The sequence below is a fragment of the Aquirufa sp. A-Brett2-15D genome, assembly GCF_054558735.1.
Genome location: NZ_JBSKFT010000001.1, coordinates 818,931 through 845,536, shown reverse-complemented (window position 1 = coordinate 845,536; position 26,606 = coordinate 818,931). Strand labels below are relative to the sequence as shown.

The following is a 26,606-nucleotide window of genomic DNA, read 5'->3' as shown; positions in this document are numbered from 1 at the left end:
CATGAAAAACCCATTTGATTTAACAGGTAAAATAGCGCTAGTTACAGGTTGTAAGCGAGGCATAGGAATGGCGATGGCTATAGGCCTGGCGGAGGCTGGTGCAGATATTATAGGAGTTTCGGCTAACTTAGAATTAGCGGGTTCTCAAGTGTCTACATCCGTCGAAGCCTTAGGTCGCAAGTTCAAAGCCTACCAAGCAGACTTTTCGAATCGTGATTCGCTCTACGCTTTTATCAAGCAGTTGAAGGCAGATTATCCACGCATCGATATTTTAGTAAATAATGCGGGGACCATTAAGCGCAATCCGGCTGCGGAGCATTCGGATGAATTTTGGGATGAAGTATTAGAAGTAAACCTTTCGTCTCAGTTTATTTTGAGCCGTGAAATAGGATCTATTATGCTAGCGAATGGCGGAGGCAAAATCATTTTCACTGCCTCCTTATTAAGTTTCCAAGGCGGCATTAATGTGCCGGGTTATGCGGCAAGTAAAGGCGGAATCGCTCGTTTAACGATGGCGCTGGCAAATGAGTGGGCAGGGAAGGGTGTGAATGTGAACGCGATTGCCCCAGGCTATATTTCAACAGATAATACGGCAGCTTTGCGGGAAGATAAAGATCGCAGCAGCTCCATTTTAGGACGAATACCGGCAGGACGTTGGGGAGAACCGGAGGACTTTAAAGGTCCAGTGGTTTTCTTAGCATCAGAAGCCGCTAACTATGTACATGGAACCATTTTGACCGTTGATGGCGGCTGGATGGGTCGGTAGGAGTCCGAAGTGAAGTAGTCCGTAGTCCGAAGGAAAAAAAGACCTTTGCAGTGAATTTTTATTTATTACTATTATCATTTTAATGTTTGTAATTGTCTATTAATTTTTAAATATTTCACTCCGGACTACGGACTCTTTTCCTTCGGACTGAATCTACACCTATGAAAAAAATCTTATTCCTCATTTTAATTTCCTCCTCCCTTTTCGCACAGAAAATCGACGTGGACAAACAAATCGCTTTAGCTGGTCAGCAATATCAACTCATGCTAGCTGCTCGACCAGATACAAGCACAACGATTCACTCCGCAAAACAAGATGGTTCGTATAGCAATAAGCCGTCTAGCTGGTGGTGTTCAGGATTTTTCCCGGGTGGACTTTGGTATTTATTTGAAAAGACAAAGGATCCGAAGTGGGAATCTGCGGCCAGATTATGGACGGCGGCTGTGAAGAAAGAGCAGTTTAATACGGGAACCCATGATTTAGGGTTTATGATGTTTGACTCCTTTGGAAACGGATTACGTTTAACGAAAGATCCGGAATATAAGAAGGTATTGATTCAGTCGGCGAAGTCTCTGGCGACGCGTTTTGATCCAAATATTGGTTTGATTAAGTCTTGGAATGGGTTTAAGGGCGGTTATAAATATCCCGTTATCATTGATAATATGATGAATTTGGATTTGTTATTCTGGGCTTCTACTGAGACTGGCGATCCACGTTTTCGTCAAATTGCGCTTACGCATGCAGACAATACAATGAAGCATCATTTTAGACCCGATTATTCGAGTTATCATGTGATTTGCTATGATGTGGATGGAAAGGTTTTGGCCAAAAAACAACACCAAGGCTACCAAGACGAATCTACCTGGACACGTGGACATGCCTGGGCGATGTACGGTTATGTGGAAATGTACCGTAATACGAAGGATTCGAAATACCTGGATTTCGCACAAAAAATCTCTGATTTCTATCTAAATCACCCCAATATACCGGCTGACAAGGTCCCTTATTGGGATTTTTATGCACCGAACATTCCTAGAGAAGAGCGCGATGCCTCAGCGGCTGCGATTGCAGCGTCTGCCTTGCTAGAATTGAGTACCTATTCAGGGGAAAAAGGGAAGCGCTACTATGCGGATGCGTTGAAGATGTTAGAATCACTTTCATCGCCGGCGTACCGGGCGGCTTTGGGCGAAAATAATCACTTCTTGATCAAGCACTGTGTGGGAGCGAAATCGTTGAATTCGGAGATTGATGTGCCGTTAATCTACGCGGATTACTATTATTTAGAGGGCTTGTTACGCTACCAAAAAATGGCTAAAAAATAGACGAATTTTGGGCTGAATTTCGTACCTTTGTGGCTTCAATTTTATCAAGCCCCATGTCAGTAAAGAAAATTCAATCAGCCTTAATTTCGGTGTATTACAAGGACGGTTTAGCGCCCATTATTCAAGAGCTTCATAAGAACGGAGTGATACTTTATTCTACGGGAGGGACGCAGTCTTTCATCGAAGAATTAGGTATTCCCGTGATTGCAGTCGAAGATTTAACGGGTTATCCGTCCATTTTTGGCGGTCGCGTTAAGACCCTACATCCGAAAGTTTTTGGTGGAATTTTGCACCGCCGTGATCTTCCTGAAGATGTTGCAGTGGCTAAACAATATGACATTCCAGCCTTAGATTTAGTGATGGTGGATTTGTATCCATTTGAAGAAACAGTAGCTTCTGGGGCTTCAGATGAGGATATTATCGAGAAAATTGACATTGGTGGAATTTCTTTAATCCGCGGTGGTGCGAAGAATTTTAACGATGTTTTAATCGTTTCCTCTCGTGATCAATACGCGGAGGTATCAGCGATTTTTGCAGCACACGGTTCTGCATCTACAACCTTAGAGGAGCGTAGAAGCTTTGCTGGTAAAGCATTCGCGGTTTCATCTCATTACGATGGAGCCATTCAACGTTATTTTGCAGGTCAATCAGCAGATTTAGCAAATTATACCACCTTGCCAGCGCACAGCTTACGATACGGAGAAAACCCGCATCAGCAAGGTAAATTCTATGGAGATTTAGCGTCATTATTTGATAAATTACACGGTAAGGAATTGTCTTACAATAACTTAGTTGACGTAGATGCGTGTCTTTCTCTTTTGGATGAGTTTAACGAAACAGCTTTCGTTATCATCAAACACATGAATGCCTGTGGTGTGGCGACGGGTTCAACGGTTAAAGAAGCCTATGATAAAGCACTTTCTTGTGATCCTATTTCTGCTTTTGGTGGAGTTTTAGCCACAAATAATACGGTGGATAAAGCGGCAGCCGAATCCATTAATCCATTATTCTGCGAGATTTTGATTGCTCCTGACTTTACCGTGGAGGCTATGGAAATCTTACAGACGAAGAAAAATCGTATTTTATTAAAACGAAATCAGGTTTCATTCCCTAAAGTGATGTTCAAAACCCTTTTGAATGGTGTTTTAGAGCAGGACAAAGATTTAGTGATGGAGGGTGTGGAAGATTTCAAAACAGTGACCAAACGCATTCCTACAGACGAGCAGATGCGCGCTTTAGCCTTTGCATTAAAGATCTGTAAGCACACGAAGTCGAATACAATCATTTTAGCGAATGACGGTCAGTTATTGGCTTCAGGAGTAGGCCAAACCTCTCGAGTAGACGCACTAAAACAAGCAATTGATAAGGCGAAGGAATTTGGCTTTGATTTAACTGGCGCAGTGATGGCTTCAGATGCTTTTTTCCCCTTTCCTGATTGCGTAGAAATTGCTGGTAATGCAGGCATTATAGCGGTTACACAGCCAGGAGGTTCCATCAAAGATCAAGATTCAATTAATTATTGCGATGCAAATGATTTAGCGATGGTAATGACGGGAATTCGTCACTTCAAACACTAGGATTATTCAGTTAAAATTACTATTTTTAAGGATTAAATTCAACAACAAATGCGGAGGTTTTATCCCTCCGTTTAACCCAGTTAAATAACATTATGTCAGAAGCACAAGATTCATCAGCTGAAGATCGGGCAAATTACGGTGCAGATAATATTCAAGTTTTAGAGGGATTAGAGGCGGTTCGTAAACGTCCTTCCATGTACATCGGTGATACCGGCTTTAAAGGTCTTCACCACTTGATTTGGGAGGTTGTCGATAACTCGATTGATGAGGCGTTAGCAGGTCATTGCGACATGATCAAAGTGACGATCAACACAGATAATTCCATTTTAGTAGAAGATAACGGTCGCGGTATCCCGACTGGAATGCACACGAAAGAAAAGCGTTCGGCCCTTGAGGTGGTAATGACGGTTCTTCACGCCGGCGGTAAATTTGATAAGGATACGTATAAAGTGTCAGGAGGTTTGCACGGTGTGGGTGTTTCCTGCGTAAATGCTTTATCGACTGATTTAAAAGTTACGGTTTACAGCCGTGATGGTAAAATTTACCAGCAAGAATACAAAATTGGTGTTCCTCAATACCCGGTGAAAGAAGTAGGAGTTACGGATCGCACGGGTACCTCGGTTTTATTTAAGCCGGATGAGACGATTTTCACTGTTACGGAATACAAGTACGAAACCGTTGCGGGTCGTTTACGTGAATTATCTTTCTTAAATGCTGGAATTCGTATTCAATTAACAGATTTGCGTGAATTAGATGAAGATGGCGAAGCGAAATCAGAAGAATTCTTTTCTGAAGGCGGCCTTCGTGAATTCGTTTTGTATTTAGATTCAACGCGTGAGCCATTACTTTCTGAGCCTATCTACATGGAAGGCGATAAGAATGGTGTTCCTGTTCAAGTGGCGATGATGTACAATACGTCTTACTCGGAGAACGTGGTTTCGTATGTGAATAACATTAATACAATCGAAGGAGGAACGCACGTAGCGGGTTTCCGTGGAGCATTGACGCGTACCTTGAAAAATTATGCAGATAAGTCAGGTGCGTTAGAAAAATTAAAAATTGATATCGCTGGGGATGATTTCCGTGAAGGTTTAACGGCGGTTATTTCAGTGAAAGTAGCTGAGCCTCAGTTTGAGGGCCAAACAAAAACCAAGCTAGGTAATGGTGAGGTTTCTGGTGCGGTTTCCTCTGCTATGTCAGATATGCTAGAGTCTTGGTTAGAAGAGCATCCTAGAGAGGCTCGTCAAATCGTGGCTAAAGTTATATTAGCTGCGCAAGCGCGTCACGCTGCTCGTAAGGCACGTGAAATGGTACAGCGTAAAACAGTTTTAGGTTCGAACTCTCTGCCAGGTAAACTAGCAGATTGCTCGGATTCTGATCCAGAAACATGTGAGATCTATCTTGTCGAGGGAGATTCAGCGGGTGGTACGGCGAAACAAGGTCGTAACCGTGCATTCCAAGCGATTCTTCCCTTACGTGGTAAGATTTTGAACGTAGAGAAAGCGCAAGAGTACCGTATCTACGAGAATGAAGAGATTAAAAATATGATTACAGCGTTAGGTGTTTCCTTCGGTAAAGATGGAGACGAGCGTGCGCTGAATATGGACAAATTACGTTACCACAAGGTGATAATCATGACCGATGCGGACGTTGACGGTAGTCACATTCGTACCTTGATTTTGACTTTCTTCTTCCGTTATATGCGGGAGTTAGTAGATCGTGGATGTATTTACATCGCTCAGCCACCGCTTTACCAAGTGAAGAAGGGGCAGCAAGTGCGTTATGTTTGGACAGAAGATCAACGGACACAAGCTATTCAGGAATTAGCCGGAGGAGGTAAAGAAGATAATGTGGGTGTTCAACGTTATAAGGGTCTTGGAGAGATGAATGCGGAACAATTGTGGGAAACGACAATGAATCCAGAATCTCGCACTTTGAAGCAAGTGACCGTAGAATCAGCGATTGATGCAGATTTGTTATTCTCTATGCTAATGGGTGATGAAGTAGCGCCACGTCGTGACTTTATTGAAAAGAATGCTAAATACGCTAAAGTAGACGTTTAGAATGAGTTTTGATTTTAAATCCTATCATTTGCGTGGCATTCACGCGGAAACCGTAGAGGAAAAGCAAAAGATCAATCAAGAGTTGAAGGACTTTTACAATTCCTTAACAGAGGAGGAGAAACGCTTGTTTAATTTAGAACTTCAGAAATTTTTAGCCACCGAAATGGGGCGATTAGGTTCTGATTACCAAGCAATTAAAAACCAAGTCCCTACTGAATAACATATGAGTGAATTAGATAAAATACTGAAACACGAAGACTCAAAAGATTCCCTTACTGGGAATCTTTTGTCATTACTCACGCCTACGAATTGGAAGATTAATTTGATGGCTCCTAGAGAGCAAAATCGGAAGACAGATAAGCCAACTCAAAAGTCGAATGAAACCATTGCTAAAGCGAAGTTTATCTCCCGAGATTTATCTTGGTTGAAGTTTGATGAACGCGTTTTAGATCAGGCTAGAGATAGTTCTAAATCCTTATTTGATCGGTTGAAATTCTTAGCCATTACGGCGTCTAATTTAGATGAGTTCTTTACTATCCGAATGGGTTCTTTGCTAAATTATATCGATTTAGGGAAAGAGAGAACGGATTATTGTGGCTTGCGTGAGATTCCCTTTAAGCAAGCGATAATTAATGAAGCACAGGAATTTACACAGGAGAAGCACCGTCTTTTCATGGAGGAAATTTTGCCCCTTTTTCCAGAGAATGGACTTTTATTAGCCTGCCTAGATGATTTAGATTCGGAGGAAAAAGAGGAAGTGGCGTCTTATTTTCAACGGACTATTTATCCGATGTTAACCCCGATGGTATTCGATCATACGCATACTTTCCCTAGTTTGCTGGCGAAGACCTTGATTTTTGGGGTAGTGACGGTAGGTCTTTCGGATAAGAAGAAGACGAGAAATGAAAAGGAACAAAAAATCTCTTTTGTCCAAATCCCTTTAAATCTAAAGCGTTTCTACGTGATTGAGCGGGAGGATAAAGTGTTATTTGTCCCTATTGAAGAAATTATTCGCCATCATTTACAGCTCTTGTATCGAAATGTGGAAATTGAATCCACGACTTTATTCCGCATCACGCGGAATGGGGATTTTGATTTAGTAGAGCATGAGGATTCGGATACGGATTTTGTTGATGAAGTAAAGAAGAAGATCAAGGATCGCCGTTTGGGTCGGGTAACCAGGGTAGAGGTGGAGAAGTTTCATTCGGAGTTCTTATTGACTGAAATGCTAAAGCGTTGGAATCTAGACCAGGTCGATATTTTTGTAAAGAACTCTATTTTGGACTTTACGTCTTTTTGGCAAATACTAAAACACCCGGAATTCAAATCACATCAGGCCATAAGTCCTGCGGTTGTTCCTGCCTTAGGCTTAAAATCAGTCGTGATTGATGATATTTTTGACACGATTAAGCGGGGTGATATCTTATTGCACCATCCGTATAATAATTTTGAGCCGGTCATTCAACTCTTAGAACAAGCGGCGGATGATCCGAATGTGCTAGCGATAAAGATAACGCTGTATCGTATTTCGAAAAATTCACGTATTTCGAGTGCCTTATTGCGCGCGGCTGAACAAGGGAAGCACGTTTCTGTTTTATTTGAGGTGAAAGCTCGTTTTGATGAGGAAAATAACATCAAAGAAGCAACGCGTTTACAGAAAGCAGGTTGTTTCGTGATTTATGGTATTCCAGGACTAAAAACCCACACGAAATTATTGCAAGTAATTCGTAATGAAGGAAATCACGTCGTGAGTTATGCCCATCTATCCTCTGGAAACTATAATGAGGATACGGCAAAATTATACACCGATATTGGTCTTTTAACAACTGATACGCGTATTACACAAGATATAGCCGAGTTCTTTAACGTAATTACGGGTCATTCGATGCCCACTCATTATGAGCATTTAATCACAGCGCCTCGCGATATGCGGAATCGCTTGATTGAAATGATCGAGAATGAGGTGAAAAATCACAAAGAAGGTTTGCCAGCGGGTATTTGCTGGAAAATTAATTCATTGCAAGATTTGAAGACGATGGAAGCGCTTTATAAAGCGTCGCAAGCAGGTTTGCCGGTCCTATTAATTGTGCGTGGAATTTGTTGTTTGCGTCCACAAAGGAAGGGCCTATCAGAAAACATCTTTATCAAGTCGATTGTGGGAGAATATTTAGAGCATACCCGACTTTATTATTTCCATAATGCAGGAGATCCTATCATTTATGGTGGTAGTGCGGATGTGATGGTTCGAAGCTTTGATAGACGTATTGAATCTCTTTTTGAATTAGTTAATACGCGGGCTAAAAATTTAGCTATCACCATCTTAGATTGGAATCTACGAGATACGAAGAATTCTTATGAGATGCAGGAAGATGGCACTTATTGGAAAATTGACAGTGATATTCCTTTTGATATTCATACGAAATTTTTTGAAATCAAAGAAGAGGATTTGGTTGCCGAATTAGCATTTGATAAATTTACTGTTAGCCTAGAATCAAAACTAGAAAAAAAATAGGCTGATTACACCAACAAAAAACACATGGAAAGATTTACTGGATTGCTCGGTATCGTATTGATTTTGGGCGTGGCATTTTTGATGTCCAATAACCGAAAAGCGATTAATTACCGGACAGTAGGAGTGGGTCTTTTATTACAGGTGTTGTTAGCTGTATTTATTTTAAAGACGGAGGTAGGCCAAAACCTCTTCCAGTGGTTAGGTGATTCCATCAATACCCTGTTAGGTCAGGCAGACAAAGGAGCCCAATTTGTGTTTGGTTCCTTAGTAAATCGCGACTTGATGATCAAGGCTTTTGGTCCAGGTAATGATTATATTTTCTTCTTTAAAGTAGTCCCTACCATCATTTTCGTGTCTGTATTAGTGAACATGTTCTACCATTTAGGAGTGCTTCAGCGCGTCGTTTCCTTCGTGGGTAAAGGTGTTCACTGGTTAATGGGTGTTAGTGGTGCAGAAGCACTTTCGAATGTAGCATCTACTTTCGTAGGCCAGGTAGAGGCCCAAATCATGATCAAGCCTTATTTAAAAAATATGACGAAATCGGAGTTGATGGCTTCGATGACCGGGTCTTTTGCCTGTATTGCTGGTGGTGTAATGGCTGTTTATATCTCTTTAGGAGTACCTGCTGCCTATTTATTAGCGGCTAGTTTAATGGCGGCTCCAGGAGCTCTAGTTATTTCCAAAATCATATTCCCTGAAACCGAGAAGTCGGAAACAGAAGGGGAAGTGAAATTAGAATTGACTAAAACACATGCAAATCTAGTGGACGCGATTGCTGCAGGTGCGAGCGAAGGTTTGAAAGTAGGGATGAATGTGATCGCGATGTTGATTGGATTTATTGCTTTGATCGCCTTAGTTGATCTAGGTTTAGGACATATCGGTGCTTGGATTAATTATCCAGAATTATCGATGAATACGATTTTAGGAAAAGTATTCTCCGTTTTCGCTTTTGCGATGGGCGTTCCAGCACAAGATGTCGAAGTAGCCGGAGCCCTAATGGGTAAGAAAATGGTCGTAAATGAATTCGTAGCGTATTTAGATATGGTACATTTGAAAGCGACATTAGACCCTAAGACGATAGCGATTACGAGTTTTGTGGTTTTGCTAATTTTTCTTCCGTTGCTATCCAAATCGGTGGTATCGGTGAATTAGCTCCATCACGTCGTTCAGACCTAGCAAAATTAGGTTTTAAAGCCTTGATTGCTGGGACGTTAGCTTCTTATTTATCTGCCACTTTAGCTGGTTTACTATTGTAATATGCGCATTGATCCCGAAACCGTCGAGCGAATAAAGCAAACGGCTGCGGTAGCAGACGTGATCGGGGATTATGTAACCATTAAGAAAAAGGGAGCGAACTATTGGGCTTGTTGTCCTTTTCACGGGGAGAAAACTCCGTCCTTCTCTATCTCACCCGCAAAGGGAATTTATAAATGTTTTGGTTGTGGTAAGGCCGGCGATTCTGTTCGTTTCGTCATGGATATGGAAGGCCTAGGTTATGGAGAGGCATTACGACATTTGGCCAAAAAATACGGCATCGACATCCAAGAAGAGGAAATGACTGACGACCAGCTCGTTCGTCAAAACGAACGCGAAAGTCTCCTGATCATACTCGAATACGCGAAAGAATTCTTCAAAAAACAATTATACGATACCGACGAAGGAAAATCCATCGCTTTGCCTTATTTCAAGGAACGGGGATTCTCAGATGCAACTTTGCAATCCTTTGATTTAGGCTATAGTCCAGAAGCTTGGGATGCTTTCTTGAAATCGGCCTTAAAACAAGGTTTTTCACAGGAAATCATCGAAAAAGCGGGGCTAGTCACCCAAAAGAATGACGACGGAAAGGTCTATGATCGCTTCCGCAATCGGGTGATATTTCCCATCCACAATGTGTCTGGGAAGATTATTGCCTTTGGCGCGCGTATCCTCCGCAATGATGCAAAGAATCAGGCAAAATACCTCAATTCCCCTGAGACCGAAGTATACCACAAGTCAGCGACACTCTATGGCATCGCGCAAGCGAAGAATGAAATTCGCACAAAAGACGTCTGTTACCTGGTAGAAGGGTATACAGATGTTATTTCCTTACATCAGGCCGGCATTAAAAATGTGGTGGCTTCGTCTGGAACTTCTTTAACCATTGAGCAGATCAAATTAATAGGTCGTTTCACGCAACACGTGACGGTGCTCTATGATGGTGATTCGGCGGGTATTAAGGCCGCTTTGAGAGGAATGGATTTAATCCTCGAAGAAGGTTTGCAAGTGAATTTAGTGGTGTTTCCGGAAGGGAATGATCCTGATTCATTCGTCAGAAAAATCGGCTCCGAGGCTTTCGTAGATTATATTAAAAAAGAAGCTAAGGATGTGATTTCCTTCCAGGCGAATCTCTTTAAGGAGGAAGCGGGGGACGATCCATTCAAAAAAGCAGAAATGATAAAAGAAATGGTGCAATCCATTTCCAAAATTCCTGATGCTATTCAGCGTAGTCTTTTCATTCAAAAGACCGCAGCCATGATGCGAATGGATGAAGACGTCTTATTAGCTGAATTAAATAAGATTCAGCTGAAGAAAATAAAGGGCGCAAGTTCAGATCCTCAACAAATCTCAGCGCAGCAATACGCGGAGGTAAGGGATCTTATTGAGCCGGTGGGAGCGGATCAGCCTTTAGAGGTTCAAAATCTAGCCTATTACCAAGAATTAGAATGTGTACGTTTGATGATCAATTATGGTCATTTGGAGATTAATCCGGAGAAGGCACCCGGTTTAACCTTAGTGCATTATCTAATTGATGAATTAGAGGGAACTGTTTTTCAGACGCCCTTATTTATTCGGATTTTGGACCTATGCAAAACGGAATTTAATGCCAAAAGAGCTCCTCAAGCAGATTTCTTCCTACATCACGCCGACGAAGAAATTCAGTCTTTCTCGATTAATATATCCTCCGATAAGCATTCTATTTCCTCTGAATGGAAGGACAAGCATGAGATTCGAGTGAATACGGATGAAGAAATGTTAGAGGATCTTGCTTACAAGAATGTTCTGCGCTTAAGAAAAGTGTATAATGATCAGCATTTACAGGAGACACTCTCGCATTTACAATCCTTGCAAGCAGATGCTCCAGAAATGAGTGAGGTCTTCAACGAATTCATTCGATTGAAAGAAATTCAGAAAAATATTTCCCAAGAATTAGGCACAGTAATCGAAAAATAGCCTATTTTTGCCATTGAATGAAAAAATTACTTGCCATAATGCTATTCGGTGTACTGCTTTACCAAGCGGGAGGATTTGCATTGCAGTATTTATCAGAAGGCAATACGGTAGCTATTGACCCTGAAACGGAAGAAACGGTAGTCGTTAAAATCCCGATCAACTTGCCCTATCAAACGGATTGGGTTTCAGCGGAAGAAGTCGAAGGTTCTGTTCGTCAAGGCGATGAATTCTATGAAATGAAGGAACGCAAGGTAGAAAATGACACCTTAGTGACGGTGATGGTAAAAGACCGTAACGCGCGTGAAAACTTCTTTGATTTAGCAGCGCAAGTGAACGAACATTTGACTGATGAGCCGGGTTCTACACCATCCAAAACGAAATTAATCAATACTTTAGTGAAAGAATATTGTGCTCAGTCTTCAGGCTGGGTATTTTATATTATGGAATGGCCTACTCCTTCAGAGGATCCCGTTCATCCTATTTTATCTACCCAAGACATCTCGTCTGATTTTTTCTCGCCGCCACGGCAAGCTTAATTTTTCTTTGATTCTCAATTAGCCTAGGACTAGTATGTCCCGGGAAATCGTGTATTATTTAAAATTTAAGCAAAATGAAAAATCTTTTATTATCACTCCTGTGTATAGGAGTATTTACGTTAAATTCTTCAGGTCAAGGTTGTGTAGCGGTTCGTCATATGAGCTGCTCCGTAGGAACAGGTGCAAATACAAATTCGATGATGCACCCCGGTCAATGGCAAGTTTCTCTAGGTTTCAGAAACCTACATTCGTATAAGCATTTTGTGGGTGCAGATTACCAGCCACAGCGCGAAGCAGCAAGTACGAATGTGATCAATGATTCACAGAGTTTTGATTTAGGGGTTACCTATTCGGTGACAGATCGTCTTTTATTAGCGGTTAATCTTCCTTTGAATTTTAATTACCGTACCTCGTTATATGAGCATTACGGTAATGCGATAACCGTTAATCCAGCGCAAAAGCGTTTCGGAACCATGGCAAATGGTATCGGTGATGCACGTTTAACAGCGTCTTATTGGTTATTAGATCCTTTGAAACACATGAAAGGAAATTTATCTGTTGGACTTGGATTGAAATTGCCTACTGGCGACTGGAAAGCAATGGATAAATTCCATAGAAGAGCAAGTGATGGGTCTGATTATACGATCGATAAACCAGTAGATCAATCGATTCAATTAGGTGACGGTGGCGTAGGGATTAACCTAGAAATTCAAGGCTACCAACAATTGTTTAGCCGTACTTCTCTGTACTACAACGCTTTCTATATGTCCAATCCGAAGAATGTGAATGATGCGGCTAATGTAGCACCAGATAAAGTGGTGACGGATGAGATAGTACGTTATATGTCAGTAGCAGATCAATATGCGGGTCGTGTAGGATTGAATTATGCGTTGGCTCCCAAAGCCGGTATTGGAGCAACCTTAGGTGCACGAATCGAAGGAGTTCCAGCTTATGATTTAATTGGAGATTCTGACGGCTTCCGTCGTCCAGGATATATCTTTTCGATCGAGCCTGGTATCAGCTATTCGACAGCTAAAAACACTTTTTTTGTTTCATTACCTATTGCCACTCAACGTAATCGTATTAAAAGTGCAAGTGATTGGGTGAATAATAAGCATGGTGACGCGGCTTTTGCAGATTATTTTATTTCAGCGACGGTGACGCATCGTTTCTGATAAATATCATTTTTTGAATTAAGCTCAATAAATAAATTTGCACCATGGTATCTATTAGCAAAACACGCCTACAAGCCTTAGTAACGGCTGCTTGGCTAAACCGCGCGATGATCGCAATGGTTTATATTTGGTTCGGATTTTTAAAAGTGTTAGGAACTTCTCCGGCAGAAGGATTAGTGACGAAGCTTTTTCATCTGACGCTCGAACCCATGATGGGAATTCAATCGTTTCTATTGATTTTAGGAATAGGGGAGTGTACCATTGGATTTTTGTGGTTATCCCCTCGGTTAACTAAATTAGCTTTTGGGCTAATGATCGTTCACATGTTTACGACATTTATGCCCGTTATATTTTTGCCAAACGAAACCTGGCAATCCTTTTTCAACTTAACACTAACTGGCCAATACATTATTAAGAATGTGGTCTTGTTATCTGCCGCTTGGTTTGTTTATATATTCTGGGAGAAAGAATAAAGAAAAAAAGCCCCCGACACGTCGGGGGCTTTTTTGTTATAGACCTAAAATCTTCTTATTGAACTCTTCGTCTGCTCCGGTTCCAGCGAAATCATCGAAGACCTTTTCAGTCGCTTTGATGATGTGGCTTGAGATAAATGGCGCACCTTCCGTCGCTCCTTGTACAGGATCTTTGATACAACATTCCCACTCTAAAACTGCCCATCCGTCGTATCCGTATTGGGTTAATTTAGAGAAGATGCTTTTGAAATCGACTTGACCGTCACCTAAAGAGCGGAAACGACCTGCACGATTGATCCAAGATTGGTATCCACCGTATACGCCTTGCTTTCCTGTTGGGTTGAACTCGGCGTCCTTGACGTGGAACATTTTGATGCGCTCGTGGTAAAAGTCGATGTATTGTTTGTAGTCCAAAGCCTGTAATACAAAATGCGATGGATCGTATAATATATTCGCGCGCTTGTGGCCTTTGACCTCGTCTAAGAACATCTCAAAAGTTACTCCATCGTGTAAATCTTCACCTGGGTGAATCTCGTAGCATAAATCCACATTGCATTCATCGAAGGTGTTCAAGATAGGTAACCAACGGCGACCTAATTCTTTAAATCCTTGCTCTACTAATCCAGCCGGGCGTTGTGGCCATGGATAAACCGTGTGCCACATCAAAGCGCCAGAGAACGTGGCGTGGGCATGTAAACCTAAGTTTTGAGATGCTTTAGCTGCATATTTCAATTGTTGGATCGCCCATTCCGTGCGAGCTTTTGGATTTCCTTTGACCGAATCCGGAGCAAAAGCATCGAATCCTAGATCATAAGCCGGATTTACCGCCACTAATTGACCTTGAAGGTGCGTCGATAATTCAGTAATTTGTAAGCCTTTAGCAGCTAACATTCCGACGATTTCATCGCAATAGGTCTTAGATTCTGCTGCTTTTTGCAAGTCAATGCAGCGGGAATCCCAAGACGGGATTTGTACTCCTTTGTAACCTAAAGAGGCTACCCAAGTCGTGATGCTGTCTAAAGAATTAAAGGGGGCTTCGTCGCCCATAAATTGTGCCAAAAATATCGCTGGCCCTTGTATCGTTTTCATATGGTAAAGGTTTAGATTTTAACCCATTTTTGAGAACGCGTTGAATCTAAAATGCGCTCGCATATTAATAATTCGCGGTATCCATCTGCAAAAGTGGGGTATTGGGGATTTTCAGGTTGCTTACCAGCTTCTACTGCTGCATAAACCTCCTTGAATAATTGCTTCGAAGTATCTGAGAAGCCTTCGTTATGTCCTCCAGGGAAGGTCATCAAAGCACTTGCTTCTGGGTAGGCTAAAGATGGATCGCGCATCAATACTTGATTCGCTTGATCACGGTTACCGATCCACATTTCGTTAGGCGACTCGGAATTGAAAGCAAAAGTCTTGTTTGATCCAGAAATTTCTAATTTCAACTGGTTCTTACGACCTGCTGAAACTTGAGATACCGTCACACAACCGCGGTTTCCATTGTCAAAACGTAATAAAACGTTCGCGTGGTCTTCTGTGTTAATGGCTACATCCGCATAATCTTCTGGTTGTAACATTTTGCCGGAATAAGTCTCTACTGGCTTTAAAGGCTTCTTACGCACTTTGTGAACCGTATTAAAATCAGCCATTACTTCCACCGTTTTCAAACCAGTAATGTATTCAATTACATCTAACAGGTGAGATCCAATATCGGCGATAGCACGTGAATCCCCTGATTTGTCCGGCTCTAAACGCCAGTTATAATCCGTATTGTAGAATAACCAGTCTTGTAAATAGCTACCGATGATCGAATAGATTTCGCCTAGATCACCTTTCTCGCGCATCGTCTTCATTTGACGAACTAGAGGGTAGTAGCGCAAATTAAAGTGAACTGCGTTGACTAAGCCTGTTTTTGCCGCTAATGCGACTAATTCTTCTGCTTCGTGTAAGTCTTTTGCCAAAGGTTTCTCACACACCACATGCTTCCCAGCTAATAAAGCCGCTTTCGACTGTGAATAGTGTAGGAAGTTAGGCGTACAGATGTGTACACACTGAATATCCTCTTGTTTTAATAGGTCTTCGAAGGTATACCAACGGCTGATGCCTAATTGTTTGGCTTTCGCTTCTGCTAGTTCGATAGTCACCTCGCAAAGCGCAGCGACTTCTATATTAGGTAAACGGCGTAAAGCCTCGATATGAGCGGGTCCGATAAATCCGGTTCCTACGATTCCAACTTTGATTTTAGTCATGGTTATATTATAGTTCAAATTTTGTCCACTTGTTTGTATTGTCTTGGGCTGATCTCACCACGTTTTCGATGAAAGCCATGCCCATAATTCCTTCGTCGATTCCTGGAAAATCGTACATTGGATCCTGTGCTTTTCCTTCCCATCTCGCTCTTAAGGCAAAAGCAAAGTTGCGGTAAATATTCGCAAACGTCTCCACATAACCTTCCGGGTGACCTGCAGGCTGACGTGTATGCGCATTAGCGGCAGGAGATAGCTGGCCTACGGCCGTACGAATAATCCGCGCTCCTTCGTCGCGCGTCCTAAACACCATCGTATTCGGCTCCATTTGGTGCCACGTAATTCCCGCCTTGCTTCCATAAATGCGGAAGTTGAAGTCATTCTCTTCGCCATTACAGATTTGAGAGCAATGCAAAATACCTTTAGCCCCATTATCATAATGGATTAAGATATTACCGTCGTCATCCAGAAGTCGACCCTCCACGAAGATGGTTAAATCCGCGCAAAGCTCTTTAATATGTAATCCGGTGATGTATTCGATCAAATTTTCGCAGTGAGTTCCGATGTCACCGATCGCACCCGCGGCACCGCAACGAGCTGGATCTGTTCTCCAAGCGGCTTGTTTTTGGCCGGTTGCTTCTACTAAGTCGATTAACCACCCTTGAGGATATTCCACGATGATCTTGCGAATTTCGCCTAATTGACCTGAGTCCACGAGGTGTTTCGCTTCTTTAACCATCGGATAGGCCGTATAATTATGCGTTAAAGCAAAAATCAAACCTGATTTATCGATGATTTTTTTTAGTTCTTTGGCTTCCGCTAAATTCAAGGTAGCCGGCTTATCGCAAACTACATGGAATCCATTTTCTAGGGCCATTTTAGCCGCCGGGAAATGCACGTGATTAGGGGTAACGATGGAAACGAAATCCATTCTTTCTCCTTCAGGTAATTCTTTTTCTTTCAGAATCATCTCCTCGTACGAACCATAAACCCGGTTTTCTGGAAGATATAAAGCGTTTCCTGTGGCTTTCGATTTCTCCGCGCTAGAACTAAAAGCGCCGCAAACTAATTCGATTTCTCCGTCTAATTGGGAACCGCGACGGTGAACTGCACCGATGAATGCCTCTTGACTTCCACCGATCATTCCCATTCTGATTTTCCTACTTTGGCGTGATTTTGCCTGTGTAGCAGAACCTCCTTGAATCATAATTTTAATAGATTTAGATATGTTACAAAAATAGAGCAAAATTTGGTTTTATAGCCTCTAAATAGCTCTTTTTTTAAAAAAGTATCAAAAATAATTGCCCATGCATGCCATTATCCCAAAAACTTTTTGTTTTTTTGTTACGATTTTTCTAATGAAGAATTTAATTTTTTAAAGATTAACCAAATCTAAACCTATTATTTAAACCCCAAACAATTATGAATCAAACGGTTAATGCCAATCGATTATTTTTGGCCTCCTGTTTTGCCTTGATTACTACTGCTTTCTCATTTAGTATTCGAGCAGGTATTTTACCGCAATTAGGACTAGAATTATCTTTGACTAATGAACAATTAGGTCATATAAATCAAATGTGGTTCCTAGGTTTTCCTATTTCCATGATTTTAGGAGGAGTTTTTTACACATCCGTAGGTCCTAAATTAATCATGCAAATTGCCCTGGTTGCGCATGCGGCTGGTATTTTATTAACTATTTATGCGGTTGATTATAATACCTTACTAATCTCGACACTATTAATTGGTTTAGGCAATGGTTGCACAGAAGCAGCTTGTAATCCGATGATTGCTGATGCCTATACAGGTAACGAGATGAGTAGTAAATTGAATCGTTTCCACATGTGGTTTCCCGGTGGAATTGTTGTGGGTTCATTGATTTCAAAGTTCATGACAGATGCAGGAATGGCTTGGCAAACACAAGTTTGGGTCATTATTATTCCTACAATTATTTATGCTGTTTTATTCTTTGGTCAAGCTTTCCCTAAACCTAAGGCGGATGCAAGTTCGACTATGGATAGTTTTAAAGCTATGCTAAATCCTTTGTATTTATTTATGGCGGCTTGCATGGCCTTAACAGCGATCTCAGAATTTGGTCCTCAGCAATGGGTAGGACCTATTTTAGCGAAAGCAGGAGCAAGTCCGATGTTAATTTTAGCCTTAGTAACAGGTTTGATGGCTGTAGGCCGTTATTTCGCTGGTTCTATTATTGCTAAAATCAATACGGTGGGTGTGTTATTAGGCTCAGCTATTTTTGCACTAGCTGGTCTATATATGATGAGTACTATGTCCGGAACTACTTTATATTTCGCAGCCTTTATCTATGCCTTAGGTATATGTTATTTCTGGCCAAATATGTTAGGTTATGTAGCTGAAGCGATGCCTAAAACAGGTGCTTTAGGTCTATCCATTATGGGTGGAATAGGTATGTTTTCGTCTTCTATGTTCCAGCCAATTATCGGCGGATGGATTGATAAGAATAAAGTAGCAGCAGTAAGTAGCGGCTTGACTGGTGATGTAGCTGATTTAGCTGCAGGGCAGGCAACACTATCTAATATGTTGTTATTCCCAGCGATCTTAATCGCGGCTTTTGCCGGTCTTTATTTCTTCGGAAAGAAAGTATCTCACGCTTAGTCTAGATTTTTAATTAATTTAGGGGGCTCTAAAGGCCCCCTTTTTTTTATGCGTTTTCTATTAGTTGTTCCCTTCTTGTTTTTTGCGTGTAAGCCTAATTGGAGGATTGATCCTGCCAAAGTAAAGGAAGAATTACAGGCGCAGGCAGCAGAAAACAAGGAGCGCAAAATAAAAGTAGAAACTCGTTTGGGTGACTTTGAGCTCGAATTGGATGATCGAACTCCCTTACATACGGTGAATTTTATTCGCTTGGTGAAGATGGGTTATTTCGAAGATCGCTATTTCTACCGCAATGTGTATGAAATAGGAATTCAAGGTGGAGGAGAATACTTTGATCGCTTGAATTTCTTGGTTCCTGCGGAATATTTGGATGAATTGAGGCCGGTAAGAGGTGCTATTGCCATGGCTCGTTATGACGAAGGAAATCCCTTGCAATCATCCTCGCCTACAGAATTTTTTATCGTGACAGACACAGAGCAGGCGAGTCGCTTTTATCGAAAATATGTGGTGTTTGGTAAAGTCACCAAAGGCATGGCTGTGGTAGATTCGATTAAAAAAGAACGCTCCTTCGATGAGAAACCGGTTATTCCGGTGAAGTTTTCGATGTCTGTTTTGGCCCCATAAAAAGACTTAAAACCAGGGCAATCGCCATCACTAATAAACAGCCTAAGACATTAAGCCAAAGGAAGGCCATCCAGTCCATTTTCCACGCATAAATCACGAAGGCTTCAGCAATCAATGCTGCGATAAACACCTGCGTTCCTGTCGTTCTGGGTAAATAAAAGGCACATAAAAAGATGCCTAAAATGGTTCCATAGAACCAAGAGCCCAAAATATTGACTACTTCAATCAGACTCCCCATATTGACGGCAAACTGAGCCACCACTAAACAGAGAATTCCCCAGCCTAGCGTAATTAATTTAGAGATCCACCAATAATGTTGATTTCCGCGATCAGGTGCTATAAATCGCTGATAGATGTCCACCATCGAGATAGAGGTCAATGAACCAAACGCTGAAGCCATCGAGCCCATAGAGGAAAGCAATATCATCGCGATGAGGAAACCGATGAATCCGATCGGTAAATGATCTATGATGTAGCGTAAGAATATGTAATTAGTGTCTTGAGCGTCTGTGTTTGGTTTAGCCGTTTTTAGGAGCGCTACTGCCTTTTCTTGGTTCTTCGTGGCTTGTTTATTCAAACCATCAAGACGATCAAAATCCTGCTGTAAAATGGCCGTTTTCTTCGCCTCAAAAATGGCTCCCTTTTCTTTATCAATGGCTTGATGTCCCGGAATAGTGCTAAAAATGGCATCTGTATTTTTATTGAAAAAAGTAGGAGGGGCGTTAAACTGGTAAAAAGTGAATACTAAAATTCCTACGAGCAAGATGAAAAACTGCATGGGGATTTTTAGAAATCCATTCATTAAAAGACCTTTCTTGATTTCTGAAGCTGAAACGCCTGAAAGGTAGCGGCCTACCTGACTTTGGTCCGTACCGAAATAAGAGAGCTGCAAAAAGAATCCACCGATAATTCCGGACCAAATATTATAGCGATTATTCAAATCAAACTTCCAATCAATCAGATTCACTTTGCCCATTTTGCCCGCAATCTGTAAGGATTCCTTCACCCCGATCCCATCCGGCAAAGAGGAAACAGCATAAAACCCGACGAAAACCATACCGACTAACACGACTGCCATCTGAAGCATTTGCGTATAGGAAATGGCTTTAGAGCCGCCTAGCATACAATAAGTAGTTACAATGGCTGCCGTGATGACGTTAGTCCAAGCTAAATCCCATCCTAATAAAGTGGATAAGATAATGGAGGGAGCTGCAATCGTGACCCCAGTAGATAAAGCACGTGGGATTAAAAATAAGAAGGAGGTGAGCACTCGGGTTTTGGCATCAAAACGTTTCTCTAAAAACTCATACGCAGTAAATACTTTCAACGAAAAATAATGAGGAATAAAGGTCACCGAGAGGATAATCATCGCGATCGGTAAACCTAAATAGAATTGCACAAATCGCATTCCATCATGGTAGGCCTGACCCGGAACAGACAAAAAAGTAATCGCAGAGGCCTGGGTGGCCATTACTGATAATAAAATGTGGTACCAAGGTAGTTCCCGATCTGCTAATAAAAATCCCTGTAAAGAATGTTTTGTTTGCTTTCCCTTCCAGCTACCATACGCCACAATTCCACCAATTGTGCACAATAAAATGATCCAATCTAGTACTTGCATTTATTTAAATGTTTCAGTCAGGTAGATAAATAAAAGAACGATTCCTCCTAAGAAGGCGAGCAAGGTTCCGTACCAGCGATTGAAATTCATAGCACACTAATTTTGTTCAAAGTTAATCCAATATTTATATTTAAAAGCTTTTGAAATTTTAAAATTGCTGACTACCTTTGCACTCCAAATTACGCGGGTGTGGTGGAATTGGTAGACATACCAGACTTAGGATCTGGCGCCGCGAGGCATGGGGGTTCGAGTCCCTTCACCCGTACCAATAGCAAGCCCTCAACACCAAAAAGGTTTTGAGGGTTTTATTTTAATAGCTAATTATAAATAAGAACAAATGAACATTTCACTTAACAAGGCAGGGGATTTAGAAGGTCGTTTGACCGTTGCAGTTTCACCAGCAGATTACGCGGAAAAAGTAGAGGCTAAATTGAAAGATTATCGCAAAAAAGCATCCATTAAAGGATTTCGTCCGGGTATGGTTCCAGTAGCGTTAGTGAAGAAATTATATGGTCAATCTGCTTTAGTAGACGAGATTAATCACTTGTTAGGCCATGCCGTTTCTGATTATATCAAGGAGAATAAATTGAACCTAGTAGGGGAGCCTTTGCCAGCAGTAGACGAGGCAGATGCAATCGATTGGGAAAAAGATACAGAATTCACTTTTCACTATGATCTAGGTTTCCACGGAGATTTTACGGTGGATTTGGCCAAAATCAAATCAATCAACTCTTACGAGATCAAAGCAGATAAGAAGGAAATCGAAGAAACGATCGAAAACCTGAAGAAGCAATTTGGTGATCAAACACATCCAGATTCAGTAGAAGACCGTGATTTAGTTTTCGGAACTTTCACACAAGGTGACTGGGTTGAGAAATCGGCTATTCCAATGCATGCCATCAATGATAAATCGAAAAAGGTTTTCATCGGTGCGAAAAAGGACGATACCTTGAAATTTGCAATTGATAAAGTGTTCGTAGATGCGAAAGCTTTAGCGCTTGCAACGGGTAAAAAAGAAGACGAAGTAGCTGATTTAACAGGCGAGGTTTCTTTCGTAGTGGAAGATATCACGCGTCAAGTTCCATCAGAATTGAATGTGGCGTTTTATGACAAAGTGCTAGGTGCTGGAAAAGCGACAGATGAGAAATCATTCCGCGAGCAAGTCGAAACAATTGTTACAGAGAACTACAAGCGTGAAGCAGACTATTTATTACGCATTGATGCAGAAAAGGCAATTTTAGAGCAAGTAAAAATCGCTCTACCAGAAGCATTTTTACGTACTTGGTTGATCCGTATCAACGAAGGTAAATTTACGGCGGAGCAAATTGATCAAGACTTTGATAATGTGAAAAAAGACATGCGTTGGAACTTGATTAAGAATGAAATCGCTGAGAAATTTGAGGTGAAAGTGGAATATGCTGAGGTGGTAGAGAAGGCAAAAGAAATGGTGCGTGGGCAATTTGGCGGATATTTATCGTCTAATGAGCCAGGTATCGAGGAGATGATCGAAAAAATAGCTATGGGTTATTTAAGTGATAAGTCGAAATCTGATAACTTCATGAATTTGTATAATCAAGCTTTCGCGGATAAAGTTTCTGCTGCAATCGTAGAAAATATTCCTCATAAAGTGACGAAAATAGATGTTGACAAATTTAAGGCGATCGCTGCGGCGCTTTAAACCTAGAATTGTCATCATTTTTTGAAAGCCCCGCATATCGCGGGGTTTTCTGTGAACTAAGGTTCGTATATTTGTGTTTTACTTATTAATTGCAGAAATATTTTAATTTTGATTTTTAAACATTGAGACCTATGTATCCAAAGGAGTTGTCATCAGAAGAGTTTCGCAAATATGCGGTTCACCACAGAGGTTTGAACGGTCTTGCGGTAGATCAGTATATGAATAATGTCGGAAGTCGTCCGATGCATCAAATCGACGATATGACGCAATATATCATTGAGGAACGTCCGATGCGTTTTGCTCAGATCGATGTATTTTCTCGTCTCATCATGGACCGCATCATCTTTATGGGTGTTCCGGTGGATGATTATATGGCGAATATCATCGTGGCTCAATTATTGTTCATGGAGTCCACAGATGCAAAAAAAGATATTGTAATGTACATTAATAGCCCAGGTGGTTCTGTTTATGCAGGTTTGGGTATTTATGATACGATGAATTATATCCGTCCTGAGGTAGCGACTGTATGTACTTCTCTTGCAGCCTCTATGGGTGCAGTTTTGTTAGCAGGTGGCGCAGCAGGTAAGCGTTCTGCTTTAGAGCATGCACGCGTTATGATTCACCAACCTTCAGGTGGTGCTCAAGGACAATCTCGTGATATCGAAATTACAGCGCGTGAAATCGTTAAAATTCGTCAAGAATTATATGAAATTTTATCGAAACACTCGGGTAAATCGTTCGAAGATATTGAACGCGATTCAGATCGTGACTATTGGATGAAAGCAGCTGAGGCGAAGGAATATGGTTTAATTGATGAGATCTTAACGAGAAAAGTCTAGTGGCTAGTAATAAAAAAACAAGTTGTTCTTTCTGTGGTCGTCCTAAAAGTGAGGTAGGCTTATTGCTTTCTGGAATCGATGGTCATATTTGCAACAACTGCTTGCAGCAGGGGTATGAAGTAGTGAAAGAGGAGTTAGGAGAAGCAGCAAAGGCGAAAGCGGGGACCAAGCATTCTTTTGAATTAGTGAAGCCTAAGGATTTGAAAGAATACTTAGATGAATATGTTATAGGCCAAGAAGAAGCGAAAAAGCATCTTTCTGTCGCGGTTTATAACCATTACAAACGTCTGATGCAGGTGCCCTCCACCGATGATGTGAAGATTGAGAAATCAAACATTTTGATGGTCGGAGAAACGGGAACGGGAAAAACGTATTTGGCTCGGACTTTGGCCCAAAAATTACAAGTTCCCTTCTGTATCGCCGATGCTACCGTTATTACGGAGGCTGGTTATGTAGGAGAAGATGTGGAAACCATATTAACGCGTCTTTTGCAAGCGGCTAATTATGACGTAGAAAAGGCGGAATGCGGTATTGTTTTCATTGATGAAATCGATAAAATTGCCCGCAAGTCGGATAATCCATCCATCACGCGTGATGTTTCAGGCGAGGGTGTTCAGCAAGCGCTTTTAAAATTATTAGAAGGTTCGATTGTGAACGTTCCCCCACAAGGCGGTCGTAAGCACCCAGACCAAAAAATGATTGCCGTTAATACGGAGAACATTTTATTTATTTGTGGCGGTGCTTTTGACGGTATTGGTCGCCACATCGCGAAGCGATTAAATTCCCGTCCGATCGGTTTCTCCGGTGATGATACTTTCCACGAATCTTTCGAGAAGGATCAGATCATGAAATATGTGACGGCGCAGGATTTGAAATCTTTTGGCCTAATTCCAGAATTATTAGGTCGCCTTCCGGTGGTAACTTACCTGAATCCATTAGACGAAACTGCCTTATTATCGATTTTAACTGAGCCTAAAAATGCCCTCGTAAAGCAATATGAGAAGCTTTTCGAAATGGAAGGCGTTCAATTAAGCTTCGAAAAGGATGCACTAGTTTACATGGTGGAACAAGCTATGCAATTTAAATTAGGGGCCCGCGGTTTACGTTCGATCATGGAGGCCGTGATGATAGATGCCATGTATGAGATCCCGTCTCAATCGGAAATTAAACAATTCGAGGTTGATTTAAACTATGCTAAATCGAAGTTCGAAAAAACGGTTTTTCATCAAATGAAAGTAGTCGCTTAGCTTCATGAAAAAGTTTCTATTTCTATTTTTTATCAGTTCATCCGCTTTTGCAGGGGAGGAAAACAAGCAACCCACAGCTATTCAAATGGCTCCTGTGGAGGTAATTGCACCGGTAAAAATTAAAAAACACATAAAGGTGGTAAAATCCACTGTGAAGCCTGAGATTAAAGTGACAAAAAAACCTGTGGAACCACGCGGGTGGCATCCTAAGTTAAAAATCGGCTTTACGCTAATTGCGTTAGGAGTCGTTTTAGTCATCATAGGTTTGGGATTCGTGGGTGGTTTGTCGGCCTTTATTGGCTTGCTATTCACTATTGCGGGATTACTGCAAACCTATTAAAATGGCAACGATTTAGTTCATTTTTTACCAAGTTTAGGGTAAGTACTTGTGCTGAAGCTAGTATAACATTTATTCATGTCTGATATTATCATAGCCCTCGATGGCTTTTCTTCTTGCGGAAAAAGTACCACTGCACGTCACGTAGCGGCGGCATTACATTATGCTTTTTTAGATACAGGGGCCATGTACCGAGCGGTGGCACTTTATTTTCATCGCCAAAAGGTAGATTTAGCTAATCTTGTAGCCGTGAAAGAAGCCCTTGCTCACGTAGAAATAACCTTTCATTTTAATCCTTCTAAGCAAGCCTCTGACACCATTTTAAATGGCGAAAATGTGGAAGTGGAGATTCGCAAAATGTACATTTCTGATTTAGTTAGTCAAGTGGCTGCCATTCCAGAAGTACGACATGCGATGGTAGCCCAACAGCAACGATTAGGTGAATTGAAAGGGATTGTAATGGATGGTCGTGACATAGGTACGGTTGTTTTCCCTCAGGCGGAATTGAAAATTTTCATGACAGCTGAGCCGCATATTCGGGCGCAACGAAGAAAATTAGAGCTTTTGCAAAAAGGGGAGGACTTGCCTTTAGACGAGATCATAGAAAATCTCCGTAAAAGGGATGAAATTGATTCGAACCGAAGCGAAGGTCCTTTGAAGCGAGCGGCAGATGCCATCGACTTAGATACCTCTTATCGCTCCATGGATGAACAAGTGGAGTTTGTTTTAGATCACGTTCGACGCGTGCAAGGTGAAAAGCGCTAATCCAATGATCATTGTGGGCCAGGGTTTAGCTGGTACGATTTTAGCTCACCATTTTCTGGAGGCTGATATTCCATTTGAGATTTGGGATTCTCCTGAAACGCATTTTAATTCCTCACAGGCTGCAGGTGGCATATTTAATCCAGTTACGGGTCGTAAGCTAGAGCAAACCTGGTTAGCCGACGAATTATTCAATTACCTATTCGATTTTTATCCTTGTTTAGAGTCGACCCTGGATGCGCAATTTTTTCATCCCATGCCTTTATTTAGGCCATTTGCGAATGAGGAAATGAAGACTTGGTTTATGGAACGCAAAGCCCAAATTCACCATGATTATTTACGATGGGAATCTGAGGGAGTTTGGGTAAATAAAGCAGGTTGGGTTGATGTGGCAAAGCTTTTGCGTGTTTCGCGCGCCTACTTCGAGGCAAGAGGCCTATTAAAAATTGGTATTTTTTCGGAACCTAATGGTATCTTTTGTGAAGGGTTTCATGGCCAACAAAACCCGCTATGGTCATGTTTGCCATTCTTACCTGCTAAGGGAGAATTGATGGAAATACGATCTTCTCAACCTTCTCAGGAGTATATTTTGAACAAAAATGGCTTTGTCGTGCCTCTGGGGAATCAACATTTCAAGGTAGGTGCAACTTATGGTTGGAAGGAGTATTCGAATAAAATTACGCCGGAGGCTTTTCAGGAGTTGCAGCAAAAATTAGCTGCAATGGGTTGCGATGAATTTGAATTAGTCAAGCAAAAGACGGGTATTAGGCCTGCCACACAAGATCGTCGGCCTTTTGTCGGGTTTCATCCATCTTGCCAGGCCGGTATCTTTAATGGATTCGGTTCGAAAGGGGTTTCTTTAATGCCTTATTTTGCCAAACAATGGACAGATGAAATACTAGGTAAAAAAAGCGTTCATCCTGAAGTATCAATTCGTCGATTTTATCATTTATTTTCCGTTTAAATCTGTAAATTTGGTTTTAAAGTCTT

General features: G+C 41.5%; 22 protein-coding genes, 1 tRNA gene and 1 pseudogene. 20 read left to right on the top strand and 4 right to left on the bottom strand.

Translation table 11 applies throughout. The features are described from left to right. Position 1 precedes the first annotated feature (1 nt). The 11 genes and pseudogenes from ACST14_RS03820 to ACST14_RS03770 all read left to right on the top strand — a co-directional run bounded on the left by ACST14_RS03820 (position 2) and on the right by ACST14_RS03770 (position 13,634). Entirely contained in the window at positions 2–766 is a 765-nt protein-coding gene (locus ACST14_RS03820) for an SDR family oxidoreductase (protein ID WP_459460722.1), read from the top strand. A 161-nt stretch (positions 767–927) separates the two neighbouring features. Continuing rightward, on the top strand, positions 928–2,088 hold the full coding sequence (locus ACST14_RS03815; protein ID WP_459460720.1) for a glycoside hydrolase family 88 protein: 1,161 nt from the start codon (positions 928–930) through the stop codon (positions 2,086–2,088). A gap of 53 nt (positions 2,089–2,141) precedes the next feature. Next, positions 2,142–3,665: a bifunctional phosphoribosylaminoimidazolecarboxamide formyltransferase/IMP cyclohydrolase gene (gene purH, locus ACST14_RS03810; protein WP_459460718.1), complete on the top strand. Its 1,524-nt coding sequence runs from the start codon at positions 2,142–2,144 to the stop codon at positions 3,663–3,665. Between the two features lie 92 nt (positions 3,666–3,757). After that, entirely contained in the window at positions 3,758–5,728 is a 1,971-nt protein-coding gene (gyrB, locus tag ACST14_RS03805; RefSeq protein ID WP_459460716.1) for a DNA topoisomerase (ATP-hydrolyzing) subunit B, read from the top strand. 1 nt (position 5,729) lies between these two features. After that, entirely contained in the window at positions 5,730–5,948 is a 219-nt protein-coding gene (locus ACST14_RS03800; protein ID WP_459460714.1) for a hypothetical protein, read from the top strand. A 3-nt stretch (positions 5,949–5,951) separates the two neighbouring features. Beyond that, positions 5,952–8,240, top strand: coding sequence for a polyphosphate kinase 1 (ppk1, locus tag ACST14_RS03795; protein WP_459460712.1), 2,289 nt, complete (start codon positions 5,952–5,954; stop codon positions 8,238–8,240). A 24-nt stretch (positions 8,241–8,264) separates the two neighbouring features. Continuing rightward, positions 8,265–9,496 (top strand): annotated as a pseudogene (locus ACST14_RS03790) (NupC/NupG family nucleoside CNT transporter). Position 9,497: 1 nt separating this feature from the next. Further along, the gene (dnaG, locus tag ACST14_RS03785) at positions 9,498–11,450 is read left to right on the top strand and encodes a DNA primase (RefSeq protein WP_459460710.1); all 1,953 of its coding nucleotides are present in this window, start codon (positions 9,498–9,500) and stop codon (positions 11,448–11,450) included. Between the two features lie 17 nt (positions 11,451–11,467). Continuing rightward, complete coding sequence (locus ACST14_RS03780) at positions 11,468–11,986, top strand: hypothetical protein (protein WP_459460708.1); 519 nt, start codon at positions 11,468–11,470, stop codon at positions 11,984–11,986. A 74-nt stretch (positions 11,987–12,060) separates the two neighbouring features. Then, the gene (locus ACST14_RS03775) at positions 12,061–13,161 is read left to right on the top strand and encodes a hypothetical protein (RefSeq protein ID WP_459460706.1); all 1,101 of its coding nucleotides are present in this window, start codon (positions 12,061–12,063) and stop codon (positions 13,159–13,161) included. A gap of 44 nt (positions 13,162–13,205) precedes the next feature. Next, entirely contained in the window at positions 13,206–13,634 is a 429-nt protein-coding gene (locus ACST14_RS03770; protein WP_459460704.1) for a hypothetical protein, read from the top strand. 36 nt (positions 13,635–13,670) lie between these two features. On the opposite strand, the gene ACST14_RS03765 is transcribed toward ACST14_RS03770, so the two are convergent. The 3 genes from ACST14_RS03765 to ACST14_RS03755 are packed head-to-tail and all read right to left on the bottom strand — an operon-like array spanning position 13,671 to position 17,027. After that, positions 13,671–14,723, bottom strand: a complete 1,053-nt coding sequence (locus ACST14_RS03765) for a sugar phosphate isomerase/epimerase family protein (protein WP_459460702.1) — start codon at positions 14,721–14,723, stop codon at positions 13,671–13,673. A gap of 11 nt (positions 14,724–14,734) precedes the next feature. Next, a complete protein-coding gene (locus ACST14_RS03760; RefSeq protein ID WP_459460700.1) occupies positions 14,735–15,880 on the bottom strand; it encodes a Gfo/Idh/MocA family protein in 1,146 nt (381 codons plus the stop codon). Positions 15,881–15,887: 7 nt separating this feature from the next. Then, positions 15,888–17,027 carry a Gfo/Idh/MocA family protein gene (locus ACST14_RS03755; RefSeq protein ID WP_459461252.1) on the bottom strand — a complete coding sequence of 380 codons (1,140 nt, stop codon included), beginning with the start codon at positions 17,025–17,027 and terminating at the stop codon, positions 15,888–15,890. 272 nt (positions 17,028–17,299) lie between these two features. Between ACST14_RS03755 and ACST14_RS03750 the strand changes: the two genes are divergently transcribed. Further along, the gene (locus ACST14_RS03750; RefSeq protein WP_459460698.1) at positions 17,300–18,508 is read left to right on the top strand and encodes an MFS transporter; all 1,209 of its coding nucleotides are present in this window, start codon (positions 17,300–17,302) and stop codon (positions 18,506–18,508) included. Positions 18,509–18,556: 48 nt separating this feature from the next. Further along, positions 18,557–19,132, top strand: coding sequence for a peptidylprolyl isomerase (locus ACST14_RS03745; protein ID WP_459460696.1), 576 nt, complete (start codon positions 18,557–18,559; stop codon positions 19,130–19,132). Here ACST14_RS03745 and ACST14_RS03740 read toward each other — a convergent pair. After that, positions 19,092–20,753 carry a sodium:solute symporter family protein gene (locus tag ACST14_RS03740; RefSeq protein WP_459460694.1) on the bottom strand — a complete coding sequence of 554 codons (1,662 nt, stop codon included), beginning with the start codon at positions 20,751–20,753 and terminating at the stop codon, positions 19,092–19,094. The two genes, ACST14_RS03745 and ACST14_RS03740, sit on opposite strands and share 41 nt — an antisense overlap. A 183-nt stretch (positions 20,754–20,936) precedes the next feature. On the opposite strand from ACST14_RS03740, the gene ACST14_RS03735 reads away from it, so the two are divergent. The 7 genes from ACST14_RS03735 to ACST14_RS03705 all read left to right on the top strand — a co-directional run bounded on the left by ACST14_RS03735 (position 20,937) and on the right by ACST14_RS03705 (position 26,580). Further along, positions 20,937–21,021 (top strand) — tRNA-Leu (locus ACST14_RS03735). A 69-nt stretch (positions 21,022–21,090) separates the two neighbouring features. Beyond that, positions 21,091–22,431, top strand: coding sequence for a trigger factor (locus ACST14_RS03730; RefSeq protein ID WP_459460692.1), 1,341 nt, complete (start codon positions 21,091–21,093; stop codon positions 22,429–22,431). A gap of 131 nt (positions 22,432–22,562) precedes the next feature. Next, on the top strand, positions 22,563–23,270 hold the full coding sequence (locus ACST14_RS03725) for a ClpP family protease (RefSeq protein WP_459460690.1): 708 nt from the start codon (positions 22,563–22,565) through the stop codon (positions 23,268–23,270). Continuing rightward, positions 23,270–24,517 carry an ATP-dependent Clp protease ATP-binding subunit ClpX gene (clpX, locus tag ACST14_RS03720; RefSeq protein ID WP_459460688.1) on the top strand — a complete coding sequence of 416 codons (1,248 nt, stop codon included), beginning with the start codon at positions 23,270–23,272 and terminating at the stop codon, positions 24,515–24,517. Before ACST14_RS03725 ends, clpX begins: the two co-directional genes overlap by 1 nt. 4 nt (positions 24,518–24,521) lie before the next feature. Then, positions 24,522–24,857 (top strand): type II secretion system protein, encoded by a 336-nt coding sequence (locus ACST14_RS03715; RefSeq protein ID WP_459460686.1) that lies wholly within the window; start codon positions 24,522–24,524, stop codon positions 24,855–24,857. 75 nt (positions 24,858–24,932) lie between these two features. Next, positions 24,933–25,619: a (d)CMP kinase gene (gene cmk, locus ACST14_RS03710; RefSeq protein ID WP_459460684.1), complete on the top strand. Its 687-nt coding sequence runs from the start codon at positions 24,933–24,935 to the stop codon at positions 25,617–25,619. 4 nt (positions 25,620–25,623) lie between these two features. Beyond that, positions 25,624–26,580, top strand: coding sequence for an NAD(P)/FAD-dependent oxidoreductase (locus tag ACST14_RS03705; protein ID WP_459460682.1), 957 nt, complete (start codon positions 25,624–25,626; stop codon positions 26,578–26,580). The last annotated feature ends 26 nt before the right edge of the window (positions 26,581–26,606 follow it).